Consider the following 13,422-nt stretch of genomic DNA (forward strand, 5'->3'; position numbering starts at 1 on the left):
TTTATTCATATTTTGAATATCTTAATAATTTATTTGTTTTAAAGGGCTCCCTCAAACGTTTTCGTAATAAATTAATACAAAAACCCTTAAAAATATAAAATTTAGTGGATTGATTATGGGCGGTTTATCGGCTTTTCCGAAAAACGGATCAAGCTATCTTTTCCCATGACCTGTGCAGGTTGGTTTTCACTGGATGGCCCTTCCTTTTTTTCTTCCTTTTCTTTTTTGTTGAAGACCTTGTGCATCAACTCCTTGAAACTGTCAAAATCAACTTGATAGGATAGGCCCACTCCTTGGGTATATCCCTGTCTTTCAGCCAAAAATTGTTGTATTTGATTTTCCCTATTGAAAATCTTGGCGCTCAATGTTCCCTCATCGTTCAACAATACCTGTACCTCGACATCACCTGCCACCACGGTTTCGGATACACCACCTACCGGCACCCCTACCCTTCCATTGACCAAAATACGATCGGACAACTGGGTGGAAACCGTTACCCCTATTCTATCTTCCGTGGCTATGTCAGCATTGGGATCGTTATAGCCTTGCTCATAAGAGACCCCAAAATTAAGTTTGTCGTTATTGCCGGACAAAATTTGATTGAAGAGCCCTGAGGCTGTCTGTATAAGGTTTCCAGTAACGGCCTGCTGGTTGATACCGCCGGATTGCGGGTTGACGAAAGTGCCTTGGGCCAACAGGAAAAAGGCGTTCCTTTCCTTAATGGTAGGATCCTGTAGTCGATATTCCAACTCGGACTGTACCACGGAATTGGTTCCTGGAAATTCAATCCCAAAGTTGATGTTGGGACTTTCCAGTTCCCCATCCAGGCGAACGACAACTTCGGTGGGTATTCTTCCCCGATATCCAGCATTGTCCAATAGCGGTGCTGGATTGGCATTGAGTTCGTATACCGCTTCCAAATTCAATTGGGCGGCCAAGGGATCCTGCTCCCAAAGAATGGTGCCCCCGGGGCGCACTTTGAACTTCTTATCGATCACCCCTCCATATTTAAAGTTGTACTCTCCGGTAACCACAACAAAGTCCCCGTACATATTGAACTTTCCGTTCGTATTGATTTCTATCAATAAAATCCCCTCTCCTGTTCCCTTCAGGGAACTACCCGTGGTTTGGTCCACCACGATCTCCACTTCGGCTTCAGGGGTCACAGCAAGGTCAAAGGCCATTTCCAATCCTTGGTAATCCTCCAAAACACGCTCTTCCTCAAAGGAACCCGTCCCGTCCTTTTCTATAAAGTTGATAAAGGAGTAATCCCCAACGCTGGTCACATCGCTCAAAGGAATCTTGAGTGAAGAGCCTCTTGCCGTGGTGGCATCCACGGAGATGGTCAGGGCATCGGTCGGGCCATAGATACTTCCCGTACCATTGATAAATCCAGTACCGTAGTACAGGGATTCCTCATCGTATTCGGTATTGAGGATCATAAAACGGTCGTTTTGGGTATCCAAATCAAGGCCCAGGTACCAATCATCAAAACCTGTGTGGCTTATGGTACCGTCCAAGATTGCGGTAGTGCCCTCTTCCACATCCGACAGTTCTACATTTTCAAAATAGAAGGTTTGGTCGAAAAGCCGGACCTGGGAACGTGGCGCAAAGTCGTAGTCCACGTTCAGGTATGGGATTCCAAGACCCGCATCGTTCAGGGTCAACAAGCCGTTGATGGAGGGGTTGTTGACATCCCCTTTGACCACGGCGTCCCCACTGACCTTGCCCCTGATATTGGAAATGATCTCCTCCCCCAAGGGCCTAAAGGGCTCTAAGGCAAAATCCGTGAAATTGGCCGTTAAATCGAGTTCTTGCTTATCATTAATATTGGTAACCTTACCATTGATGCTCATACGTTCCTTGTCGTCATCGATAAGCCATGTGCTCACCCCGAATTCCGTAAGGTCGTTGTTTCCATAGATCCCGACTTCCAAATCGCCCATGCGCAGTTCATTGACACTGAAATTTTGGATGTTCAGACTGGACGTGGGGAGGTAGTTACCATCTTTCTGTAAAATATTGAGAAAACCGTCCACTTGCCCGTTCATTTTCAAGCTGTCAATGGCGGGCGTTATTTTCTCGAGGGACACCAATTTGAATTGAAGGTCGATATCCTTATAAGTGGAATCGGCGAACTCCCCCCTCAAGCGAATCTGCTCCTCATTGTTGTTGTCCATGACCACATCCTCTATCCGAATACTGTCCAGGGAACTGTTGAAGATCACCTTGTTCTTATTGTTCCCGTTTTTGTTGAGTACCCAGGTATTGCCCTTGAAACTCACATCGGATTTTTTGAGTCCAATCACGGAACGGTTATTTTGATTGAAAGTATGGTAAAAGTTCAGGTTATAGCTGTCATTGTACTCGCTCCCCCCCTTGAATTCCGTTCTAAAGAAGAGGGTATCCTTGATTGTGGTATTGATCAGACTGAAATCCTTGATATCGTAGTAGACGGTGGACATATCCTTTACCGATACGAAAGTGTTGAAGAGCGGGTTCTTGTTGTCTATTTTCAACTCAATATTGTCGAAGGTATTGCCAAAGGCCTCAATACTCGGCGATTTAAAGGTAAGTTTAAAGTCACTTTGGTCCGCCTGAATGGAACCCCTGATGTAGGTATTGGGGTCAAAAGCGATCTCGGGCACGAAAACATCCACGATCTTGTTGTAGATCTTGAAATTGAAATCCAGGTACTGCCTATCGGAAATCTCAAAGGGCTGGTAGTTGGTATAAATGCTACCAATGGAGTTCTGGACCAATTTGCCCAATTCGTTCACTTTGAAGCTTCCCCGCATATAGCCTGTGATGATATCGGGGGAATTGATTTCCACCGTTCGGATAGTGTCGCGTTCAAAGGAAGAGGTCACACTGAAATCCTCAAAGTAATAAGTGTCGTTTATATTTTGATAGGTTGTATTGGTAAACTGAAGCTGCCCAGCCATATCATCCAGGTTATTGCCCTCGATGTCCATATCCACATGACCTTTGAAAATGGAAATACTATCGTTGATGAGGTTCAGTTTCTTTAGGTCGGCATAGTCCACAGCGGCCACGAAATTAAACTTGTTCTGCCGTGCCCCAAAGTTGGCCAATCCCTGAAAATCGAACCTAAAGTTTTCATCGTTGCACAAAAGAACTCCGTCGAACAGTTGGTTCCTCAAAACACCCGAAACCTTTATCTTATTGTATTCGTAGTCGTTGAACTCGAATTTGTAAACATCCCCTGAGATTTCAGTGTTCAAGCTCTCTGCCACAAACCCTTTCCCTTCCACGTTCATGTCCATTGAGGCCAGTCCAAAGTCTTCATTTTCAATAAAGCTGCCCAGGTCAAAGTCGATCAAGGAAATAAAACCAATGTAAGAGGCTTCGTCTATGGTCTGTACGTTGGTCATCTGCAGATCCACGTAGCTATCGCCCACGGCAGTGTTCAGGTTAACGGTAACATCGATGGAGGTTTCGGTGATCTCAGCATCGCCACGAACGGTGAACTGCCCCAGCTTTTGGACCGATTCAGGAATATTACGCCCTAGAATCTTGGGCAAGATGCTTCTCAATTGATAATAACTCGATGTGAGGTTGTCGATATCGCCCCGTAGCACAAAGGGGGCATGTTCACTGAACATATTATCGAACCTGAAATCCCCTCGGATTCCCGTATTGTCAGTGAACAAAAACAGATCATCCACCTGGAGCTGATTGAGCACTCCACTGAAACCCCCTGTAAAGGTCACTGTCTTATCTTGACCAAACTCATCGTAAAACGCATTGATTTCATTGAGAGACACGGAGGATTCCGTGAAATTGGCATCGATGTTCACCAAATTGATGAAATCCGCCAAATCCTCCCGTTCATAATTGAACACCAGATTTCCTTTCAGTTCGGATTGTTCGGTATCGATGAGCAAATCATCAAACCGCATCTGCTGTTTGGTATATTTGAAATCCGTTGCCAGTTTTTTCAAGCGTATGCCGCGCTTGGCCAATGTGGAAAGGTCGTCGATTTTCAGGGAAACATCCGGCCCCAATATTTGGAAATCGTGTGAAGCGATCTCGATTTCAGAGAAATTCAATACTTCGGGCTTCTCTAAATTTTCATCAATCAGTCTGAACTTTCCATTATGTATTTCGATTTCATCTGAAGAAAGAAAAAATGGTGGAGTTCCCGGGGCGCGGGGTTTACCATCATCCAATTTGGCCACGAACACATCCAAGTTGGTATCCTTCTCCCCCTCGTAGGTTTTCAGGTTAAAGGTCAGTCCATCCAACTCCATGCCACCAAACTCCATTTTATTGTTGGCCATGTTACGTAGATTGAGAATCGACGTGGATAATTTATGGATATGGAAAAGGGTGTCCAGTCTGTAATCCTCCACATAAATGCCCTTGATGTTCGCATTCAGGTTGAAGAGGGACATACTGATTCGCTCAATCTGTATATTGGTCCCGAACTCCTCGTTCAAGGTATCCGTGGCATATCGGCCCAATCTGGTCTGCACGGCCGGAATGGAAAGTACCAGCGAACCCAATACCAAAATAAGGATGATGGCCAGCAGGATGCGCAACAGTATTTTACGAAGTTTTTTGATAGGGCTTTTATGTTTTACCTTTGACGACCAATTTTTGTTCCAAAACCTGTGGAAAATCCAAAAAAATACATTCTTGCGATCGAATCATCCTGCGATGATACCTCTGCTGCCGTTCTTTGCGGTACAAAAGTACTGAGCAATGTGGTAGCTACCCAAGAAATCCACAAGCAATATGGAGGTGTTGTGCCAGAGCTTGCCTCAAGGGCACACCAACAAAATATTGTTCCCGTGGTACACCAAGCCTTGGCAAAGGCAAATATCGACAAAAAACAACTATCCGCCATAGCCTTTACCAGGGGCCCTGGACTTATGGGCTCTCTGCTGGTGGGCACCTCATTTGCCAAGTCACTGGCATTGGGGCTGGACATACCTTTGATCGAGGTCAACCACATGGAGGCCCACATCCTGGCCCATTTTATCGAAGATGAAAACCAGACCGCACCCACATTTCCGTTTTTGGGAATGACCATTAGCGGTGGGCATACACAAATTGTGAAGGTAACCGATTACTTTACCATGGAGGTCTTGGGTGAAACTTTGGACGATGCCGTGGGCGAAGCCTTTGACAAAAGTGCCAAATTGATGGGGCTTCCCTATCCCGGCGGACCATTGATCGACAAATATGCGAAGCTCGGTAATCCCGAAGCGTTTCCATTCCCCAAACCAAAAGTGGATGGACTCAATTTTAGTTTTAGCGGACTCAAGACCAGTATTCTTTACTTTTTACAGCGAGAGACCCAAAAGAACCCCGATTTTGTCCCAGAGCACATGAACGATATCTGTGCTTCGGTGCAGCATACGATTCTGGAGATTTTGATGGACAAGTTACAATTGGCCGTAGAACAGACGGGCATCAAGCAAATAGCCATTGGTGGAGGGGTTGCGGCCAATTCCGGAATCCGCGCCAGGCTCAAGGAAGCTGAAGAAAAGTTGGGCTGGCAAACCTTTATTCCTAAATTTGAGTATTGCACGGACAACGCGGCCATGATCGGAATCGTGGGTTACCTTAAATTTGAAAAAGGCAAGTTCACGGACCAAAGCATAGCCGCCAAGGCTCGTTACGCCATCGGTGCCCATTAATATAAACTTTACGTATGCAGCTTTTCTACAATGCCAAATTGGATCACAGTGCCAAGCAATTTGTTTTTCCGCCGGATGAAAGCAAACACATTGCCCGGGTACTCCGAAAATCCGAAGGGGATATTGTGCGCATTACCAATGGCAAAGGTTATTTGTTCGAGGCCGAGATTTTGGAGCCTGACCAAAAAAGGTGCAAAGCACGTATCATTTCACAAACCAAATCCATACCCAGAAGGTACAAGCTTCACATGGTGGTCGCCCCCACCAAAATGAACGACCGTTATGAGTGGTTCTTGGAAAAGGCCACGGAAATAGGGGTGGATGAGATCACTCCCATCATTTGCGATCACTCCGAGCGAAAAACCATCAAACTGGAGCGCATGGAACGCGTATTACAGTCTGCCATGAAACAATCCTTGCAGACGTTTTTACCCAAACTCAACCCACCCATTTCCTGTCAGGAGTTTTTAGAATCCGATACTTCCATAGGCTTCAGGTTCATTGCCCATTGCCAAAATGGTGAGAAGATGGAGTTGAAGCGCAAAGTAATCGCTGATAATGATGTTACTATTTTAATCGGCCCGGAGGGAGATTTCTCCAAAAAGGAAATAGATACCTCGAAGGAAAAAGGATACATACCCGTTTCCTTGGGAAGGAATCGACTACGAACCGAGACAGCTGCCATTGTTGCCTGTACCACGGTGGCGATTATCAACAACTAAAAGGGACTACCCCCCATTGGTTACAAAGTAATGTCCTATTTTTGAGGGGTTGGTTAACCACTTTTGCATGAAACAACGCAATCACTTTCTTTGCTTACTACTGTTCTTCGCAGTAACGGTCACACAGGCCCAGCAGATTGCCATACTCAAATATGGTGGTGGTGGCGACTGGTATTCCAATCCTACGGCACTTCCGAACCTGATTCAATTTTGCAATGACAACATTGAGACCAAAATCGATCCAGAACCTGAAACCGTAGAAGCGGGAAGTGTATCTCTCTTTAAATATCCTTTTTTGCACATGACTGGGCATGGCAATGTCTTCTTCACTGATGAAGAGGTACAGAACCTGAGAACCTATCTGTTGTCTGGCGGTTTTCTCCATATTGATGACAACTACGGCATGGAACCCTACCTACGAAGGGAACTGGAAAAGATTTTCCCCGATAAACCATTGGAGGAACTAGGTGCCGACCATCCCATATTTTCACAAAAATTCAACTTTCCGGACGGACTGCCCAAAATCCATGAACACGATGGCAAACGCCCACAGGCCTTTGGCATATTTGAACAAGGCAGGCTGGTTTTACTGTATACCTTCGAATGCGACCTTGGGGACGGCTGGGAAGACCCTAGCGTACACAACGACCCACAAGAGGTCAGGACAAAGGCCTTGCAAATGGGGGCCAATATCGTGGAATATGCTTTTAAAAGTTAAGTTATGAATGCAAAAACAATTGCCAACGGAATATTAAGGGCCGTGGCCATTATCACAGGGGTCGTGGTATTGGGTTGGTTCTTCTATAAAATCCAATCCGTCCTGGCCTATTTGGCCATTGCAGCGGTATTGGCCTTGCTGGGCAGGCCCATAGTATTGTTTTTACGTAAAAGGCTCAAATTCCCCAACACCTTGGCAGTTGTGGCCACCATGGTATTCATGCTGTCCATTTTCCTGGGGATTCTAGCCCTTTTCATCCCATTGGTGGCCGAGCAGAGTAAAAACCTGTCCCTGCTGGACATCGAGGCCCTTAAAGGGGACTTGAATACACTTTACTTGCAAACCCTGGATTATTTCGGTGCCTCCACTGGGAGTTTCAACACCTTGTTGAACGAATCCCATATCGAGGAAAATGTGCTACAAGGATTGGATTTGCGTTTTATCCCAAACTTTCTGAATTCCTTTGTCAATGCATTGAGCAATTTCAGTATCGGACTTTTTTCCGTGCTGTTCATTTCCTTTTTCTTTTTAAAGGACAGTAAATTAATGCAAAACGGTATCTTGACCTTTGTGCCCAATGACAAGGAAAGCAACTTGGTCAAATCCATAGACAAGATCAACAACCTGCTCTCAAGATACTTTGCTGGAATTTTGCTTCAGCTATTCATTCTCTTTGTGATCTACACCATTGCCTTGTTGATCGTCGGGGTCGAAAATGCCATTGTGATCGCATTCCTTTGTGCCCTGTTCAATATCATTCCATACATAGGTCCGATCATAGGTGGAGTGATCATGATCACCCTGACCATGACAAGCTCACTGGGAGCGGATTTCAGTACGGTCGTTTTACCCAAGGCCATGTATGTTCTAATCGGTTTGACCATAGGTCAATTGATCGACAATTTCTTTTCACAACCCTTTATTTTTTCCACCAGTGTCAAGTCGCACCCCTTGGAAATCTTCCTGATCATCATCATAGCCGGATTACTTTTCGGGGTCATCGGAATGGTAGTTGCCGTACCGGGATACACCGCCATAAAAGTTATTTTAAAGGAATTTTTAGCAGAATATTCATTTGTGAAAAAATTGACCAAAAACTTATAGTTTCACTTTGAATAAACTAATACTAAATACTGGTTCACAAGACTTTATTCTTGATAATTTATCATCTGACATCATGGCAGTTTTGCTTGCGAGACCTATTTTTGAAGGAATTTCCCAAAAAGAGTTGGCCGAGCAGATTGAAGCGAAGAAAAAGTGCCAGGACAAGCTTCCTACTTGGTTCAACACACCCAAAATTTATTACCCCAACAAACGCAACATCGAACAGACCAGTTCGGAAATCACAGCGACCTACAAAGCTGGAATCGTGAGCGGGAGATCTTTGGTTGACCTCACGGGGGGATTTGGTGTTGACAGTTATTTTTTTTCCAAAAAAATCGATAGGGTACTGCATTGTGAAATCAATCCGGAATTGAGTGATATTGCCCGTCATAATTTCAAGGTTTTCGGGCAAAAAAATATGGAATGCCATGCAGAAGATGGGCTGTCATTTTTAAAAAAAACAACAACGAAATTCGATTGGATCTATGTGGACCCATCCCGAAGAAATGATAAAAAGGGCAAGGTATTTTTATTGGAGGATTGTCTCCCAAATCTGCCTGAACACCTTCCCTTACTTTTTGATAAAACAGAAAAAATTCTTGTAAAAACCTCTCCGCTTTTTGATATAAAAAAAGGAATCGGGGAATTGGATTTTATAAAAGAGGTTCATGTTGTGGCCGTCCACAATGAAGTAAAGGAACTCCTCTTTGTTTTGGAAAAAGGATACAGGGGAAGCATCGAAATAAAAACCGCCGATCTATATCAAGAACAAATCAATTCCTTCGATTTTGAACTGGGGGATGAGCAGGAAGTCCAAACCCATTTTGGAGCACCTTCCTCCTATTTGTATGAGCCCAATGCGGCCATTTTGAAGTCCGGTGGCTTTAAGTCGGTGGCGAGTACCTTTGGTTTAAAAAAGCTGCACCCCCATTCCCACTTGTACACATCCGATAAATTGATTGAGTTTCCCGGAAGGCGGTTTTACATTGAGCGATCACTCCCCTATTCCAAAAAGTCTTTTAAGTCAATGGGGATATCTAAAGCGAACATCACAACAAGGAACTTCCCCATGTCGGTTGCCGAGCTTCGCAAAAGGCACAAAATCAAGGATGGCGGCGATCGTTACCTCTTTTTCACAAAGACCACCGGTGATTCGTTATGGCTCTTGGACTGCAAAAAAGCAATGGATTAGTCCAAGTTCCCCAACCAATCAAAAAGGAGATTTATCCAGTTTTTCAGTTTTTCATCATGCAGGGCCAAGGAAAATCCATGTCCCCCTGTGGGATAAATGTGCATGGTCGTGGGCACCTTGTGTGCTCTCAGAGCATCAAAAAACATGGTGGTATTCTCAACGGGCACTGTTTCATCGTCCATGGCATGTAACAAAAAGGTAGGGGGTGTTTTATCATCCACATGCTTTTGGTTGGACAGGTAATCGACCTCTTCAACGGTCGGGTCCTCCCCCACCAAGGAAACCCTGGATCCGGTATGGGTGCTGGGCACCCCCAAAGTTATCACGGGATAGATCAACGCCATAAAATCGGGTCGTGCGGACAGATCATCGGCTTCGTCTTGTTTTTTGTATACCTTCTCATTGTAATGGGTTCCCAAAGTGGATGCCAAGTGGCCTCCAGCTGAAAACCCCATGATTCCGATCTTGCTTTCGGAAATATTCCAATCCGCTGCCTTGGACTTTACCAATCTAATGGCGCGTTGGGCATCTTGCAAGGGCACCACGTTCTTACCTTCGGTAATGGATTTGGACCACGGCAGGCGATACTTTACCACAATGCCCGCGACTCCTTTTGCGTTGAGTGCCTTCGCGATTTCCGTACCCTCCCAATCATAAGCCAACCCGTGGTAACCACCTCCGGGGAAAATGACCACGGCCTTGCCATTGGCGTTCCGTTTTGCGGGCAGATATACCTCCAAAGTTGGTATTTGCACATTGGTGATCCATATGATTCCATCCTCGGTATGTTCCACTACTTCCTTTTCAGGAGATTCCACTTGGTTCGGTATGGATTTGGGCCATAGTGATATAATGGTATCTTGAGCTGACATTCCCATGGAGAACAATATAAGCAGTAGCGTTAATTTTTTATGTTTTTTCATGCTGTTTGATTTTTAGCTCAGTCGTTGCATTCCCATTTAAAATTGGCCACAGGGTCATTGGAGGCCTCAGAGAGGTTATAATGCCACCATTCCGTCCTGATGGACCAAAAACCATGGGCCTCCATGGTCTCCTTCAGTAATGTTCGGTTGTCCAATATCTCTTGGGGCAAATCCATATTATCGTGATAGGCCCTTTTTCCGAAGTAATCAAAATCGGTACCCATATCCAGTTGGTTGCCTTCCATATCCACTAAGGTAATATCCACGGCACCCCCCTTGTTGTGGATGGAACCTTTGTCAGGGTTCGCCACATATTGGGGATTGGGAACGATTTCCCACATTTTGTATTGAACGGAGTTGGGGCGGTAACAATCGAAAAACTTGATTTTTACGCCCTTCTCCAAAAAGTCCTTATTGGCCTCGATCAAGGCCTTTGCCGTTTTCACTCGGGTGTAGCATTCGGCACAATCATAGACCTTGGCTTTTAAAAAATTGTTCTCGGTGGCATACCGCATATCGTAGGCAAAATCCTCACTGAAATCCGCCAATCGTACAAAAGTGGTGTCGGCCAGCCCTTCAAAGGTTTTCAAACTTGGTGCTTCTTCCTTTTCAATGCCTTCTGCAATAGAATCCACAACTACCATCTCTGCTTCTTGAGCAGATTCTTTTCGGTCGGTTTTGGGCTTTTGTCGGCAACTTAGCGTCAAAATGACAATCAATACAACAATTGGGTATTTCATCTGAATTTAATTTATGCGTTTTTGTTTGGCGATCCAAGTGTAGAGGGAATCTGTGGTATAGGCCCTGTCCCAGGCATTGTGCCCCACGCCTTTGTATCTGGTATAGCGCACATCGTGCCCCATTTCCCGTAATTTTTCGACCATTTTATCGGATTCCTCCACATCGATCACATCGTCCTGATCCCCATGAAAAACCCAAATGGGCATAGCCTTATCCATCCAATGGGCATAGGGTAAGGGCGTCATCCCACACACAACGGCCATAGCAGCGAACTTTTCAGGATATTGTGTGGCCAACTCCCACGATGCGCTACCTCCCCTGCTCAATCCGGTCAAATAGATCCTTTTTTTGTCCACACGGTTGGCATCGACCACGGAATCCAATAATTTAACCACTGCATCGGTATTCCACCATTTTTTTGCATGGGGGTTTTGAGGGGCCAATATCAAAAATGGAAAATGCTTGCCTTCAGCTAACATTTTGGGTGGCCCGGTATCTTTGATTTCTTCCACATTTCTCCCGGATTCCCCTCCACCATGAAGAAAGAGCAACAAACCAAAATCATCATCGGAATCAAAATAATCTTCGGGATAATACAAATAGTATTTTAGGTTTTCCTTGGTTACCGTCTCCAATTCGTCCTGCACCAAATGGGATTGTGCGGCACAGGCCTGAAGCACAAGTGTAGTGCCCAGTAAAAAAAGGTTGAATAATTTCTTTTGCATTGTGGCTACAAGTTACAAAAGTTTGTCCGCTATATCCCTCCAGGTATCGGCCCTTTCGAAAAGGGTCACTTGGGTATTGTGCGGTGATGTAAACATAATGGACCTGCCTTCAAAAGGCCCAAGGTTTTTGCTTCGATCATCAATAAGAACATCGCCTTTCAATACATGCTTGTTACCACATAGGATTCGATTTTGCCATGGGATAAAGGGAAAAAACTCATCCAACCAATCCGATTTTTCCCGTAGGGACTGTGGAAATTCCATGGCTGCGGAGGCAATGTACACATCGTGCTTCTTGCTCAACGCCTCAAGCACTTCTTGACTATCGGGAATGATCTTTAAATTTTGGAAAAAACCATCACGTCTGGTATGATCTTTTATGGACTGTTGATGCGCTTCGGGAACACATTGCCAAAACTCTTTGCCATAGCATTCATCTACTTTTATCTCGGCATTGTACTCTTGATTATAAATATCTATGTGGGCATGATAGGCATCGGCAATTACCTCATCCATATCTACAAAAATGGTCATGTATTCTCTTTTTTTGTGAAGTACGATAAAACTCTTCAAAGATTAAAATAAATGTATGGACTACTGTCATGGATTCCATAAAAAGGCGCTTTGTTTTTATGAAATTTCACAAAATCAACCAACGTATTTTCTAAACACAATGGCTGAATTTTTATTTATATAAATAAAAATTACCTTCACAGGAAGAATCACTCAAAACCAACCTTACATGCTCCCTAAAGGAAACTTTCCTGAAAAAGTCTATTTAAACGGCGAAATAGTGTCGGCAGAAGATGCCCAAATCTCGGTTTTTGATCGCGGATTTTTGTTCGGCGACGGCATTTATGAAGTCATGGTACAATTGGAAAATGGCATTTTTTACAAAAAAGCACATCTTGATAGATTACAAGAGAACCTGGATAAAATCGGTATCCATTATGACGTAAACGAAATCGATGACCAGCTGCATACACTTCTAGAATCGTCCAATCTCACAAATGATTCCTGTTTGGTCTATATGCAGGTCACTCGTGGAACAGCTCCCAGAAAACACTCCTACCCCAAAGGGGTGCCCGCCACCGTAATGATGTACGCCCTTCCGTATACACTGCCTGCGATCAATCCAAAACACATGAAAGCCATTCTGGAACCCGATTTCAGGTGGCATCGATGTGACATTAAATCCATTTCACTGCTCGGCAATATCATGACGAATGAATCGGCGATGGAGGCACATACGGATGAAGCTGCCCTGGTGCGAAATGGAGTGATTGCAGAAGGTTCACATACCAACATCTTCTTTGTGAAAAACGGGACCGTGATCACACATCCTGCCAATGAGCATATTTTGAACGGTATCAGTAGGCAGATTGTGCTCCAACTTTGCAAGAACCTGGAAATCCCTGTGATTGAAAAACCCGTGGCAGAAAACGATGTCAAGGATATGGATGAGGCGTTTTTCACGGGCACTACGACCCAAGTGGCTTCCATAGCGCAATTGGGCGAACATACTTTTTACACCAATGATAACCTGGGGAAGGTAACCCAAAAATTACAGGAAGCCTTCGCTGAGCTAAGAACAGTGGACTCCGCACAATCGACATTGTAAATATGAA

The 13,422-nt window shown here is 44.6% G+C and carries 11 protein-coding genes; 6 read left to right on the top strand and 5 right to left on the bottom strand.

The genetic code is table 11. From position 1 onward, the window contains the following. Window positions 1-113: 113 nt before the first annotated feature. Window positions 114-4,589 (bottom strand): translocation/assembly module TamB domain-containing protein, encoded by a 4,476-nt coding sequence (locus EO132_RS16840; RefSeq protein ID WP_470299672.1) that lies wholly within the window; start codon window positions 4,587-4,589, stop codon window positions 114-116. A gap of 48 nt (window positions 4,590-4,637) precedes the next feature. On the opposite strand from EO132_RS16840, the gene tsaD reads away from it, so the two are divergent. From tsaD to EO132_RS16865, 5 genes are all read left to right on the top strand, one after another. After that, window positions 4,638-5,669, top strand: coding sequence for a tRNA (adenosine(37)-N6)-threonylcarbamoyltransferase complex transferase subunit TsaD (gene tsaD, locus EO132_RS16845; RefSeq protein ID WP_127138983.1), 1,032 nt, complete (start codon window positions 4,638-4,640; stop codon window positions 5,667-5,669). A 14-nt stretch (window positions 5,670-5,683) separates the two neighbouring features. Beyond that, window positions 5,684-6,391, top strand: a complete 708-nt coding sequence (locus EO132_RS16850; RefSeq protein WP_127138984.1) for a 16S rRNA (uracil(1498)-N(3))-methyltransferase — start codon at window positions 5,684-5,686, stop codon at window positions 6,389-6,391. A gap of 67 nt (window positions 6,392-6,458) precedes the next feature. After that, entirely contained in the window at window positions 6,459-7,109 is a 651-nt protein-coding gene (locus EO132_RS16855) for a DUF4159 domain-containing protein (protein WP_127138985.1), read from the top strand. A 3-nt stretch (window positions 7,110-7,112) separates the two neighbouring features. Next, on the top strand, window positions 7,113-8,213 hold the full coding sequence (locus EO132_RS16860; RefSeq protein WP_127138986.1) for an AI-2E family transporter: 1,101 nt from the start codon (window positions 7,113-7,115) through the stop codon (window positions 8,211-8,213). Between the two features lie 7 nt (window positions 8,214-8,220). Then, window positions 8,221-9,405, top strand: coding sequence for a class I SAM-dependent methyltransferase (locus tag EO132_RS16865; protein WP_127138987.1), 1,185 nt, complete (start codon window positions 8,221-8,223; stop codon window positions 9,403-9,405). Here EO132_RS16865 and EO132_RS16870 read toward each other — a convergent pair. The 4 genes from EO132_RS16870 to EO132_RS16885 are packed head-to-tail and all read right to left on the bottom strand — an operon-like array spanning window position 9,402 to window position 12,328. Next, window positions 9,402-10,328 (bottom strand): alpha/beta hydrolase, encoded by a 927-nt coding sequence (locus EO132_RS16870; protein ID WP_127138988.1) that lies wholly within the window; start codon window positions 10,326-10,328, stop codon window positions 9,402-9,404. The genes EO132_RS16865 and EO132_RS16870 overlap by 4 nt on opposite strands. A 17-nt stretch (window positions 10,329-10,345) precedes the next feature. Further along, the gene (locus tag EO132_RS16875) at window positions 10,346-11,068 is read right to left on the bottom strand and encodes a M15 family metallopeptidase (RefSeq protein WP_127138989.1); all 723 of its coding nucleotides are present in this window, start codon (window positions 11,066-11,068) and stop codon (window positions 10,346-10,348) included. Between the two features lie 6 nt (window positions 11,069-11,074). Continuing rightward, a complete protein-coding gene (locus EO132_RS16880; protein WP_127138990.1) occupies window positions 11,075-11,794 on the bottom strand; it encodes a carboxylesterase family protein in 720 nt (239 codons plus the stop codon). Between the two features lie 12 nt (window positions 11,795-11,806). Next, window positions 11,807-12,328 carry a 5' nucleotidase, NT5C type gene (locus tag EO132_RS16885; RefSeq protein WP_127138991.1) on the bottom strand — a complete coding sequence of 174 codons (522 nt, stop codon included), beginning with the start codon at window positions 12,326-12,328 and terminating at the stop codon, window positions 11,807-11,809. Between the two features lie 208 nt (window positions 12,329-12,536). On the opposite strand from EO132_RS16885, the gene EO132_RS16890 reads away from it, so the two are divergent. After that, the gene (locus EO132_RS16890; protein WP_127138992.1) at window positions 12,537-13,415 is read left to right on the top strand and encodes an aminotransferase class IV; all 879 of its coding nucleotides are present in this window, start codon (window positions 12,537-12,539) and stop codon (window positions 13,413-13,415) included. Window positions 13,416-13,422: the final 7 nt, after the last annotated feature.

It is taken from the genome of Flagellimonas oceanensis (assembly GCF_003992595.1).
Lineage (GTDB): Bacteria > Bacteroidota > Bacteroidia > Flavobacteriales > Flavobacteriaceae > Flagellimonas > Flagellimonas oceanensis.

Coding starts and splice junctions, on each gene's coding strand:
- EO132_RS16850 (WP_127138984.1), top strand. CDS start 5,684: ATGCAGCTTTTCTACAATGCCAAATTGGATCACAGTGCCAAGCAATTT.
- EO132_RS16875 (WP_127138989.1), bottom strand. CDS start 11,068: ATGAAATACCCAATTGTTGTATTGATTGTCATTTTGACGCTAAGTTGC.
- EO132_RS16885 (WP_127138991.1), bottom strand. CDS start 12,328: ATGACCATTTTTGTAGATATGGATGAGGTAATTGCCGATGCCTATCAT.
- EO132_RS16890 (WP_127138992.1), top strand. CDS start 12,537: ATGCTCCCTAAAGGAAACTTTCCTGAAAAAGTCTATTTAAACGGCGAA.
- EO132_RS16880 (WP_127138990.1), bottom strand. CDS start 11,794: ATGCAAAAGAAATTATTCAACCTTTTTTTACTGGGCACTACACTTGTG.
- EO132_RS16860 (WP_127138986.1), top strand. CDS start 7,113: ATGAATGCAAAAACAATTGCCAACGGAATATTAAGGGCCGTGGCCATT.
- EO132_RS16855 (WP_127138985.1), top strand. CDS start 6,459: ATGAAACAACGCAATCACTTTCTTTGCTTACTACTGTTCTTCGCAGTA.
- EO132_RS16870 (WP_127138988.1), bottom strand. CDS start 10,328: ATGAAAAAACATAAAAAATTAACGCTACTGCTTATATTGTTCTCCATG.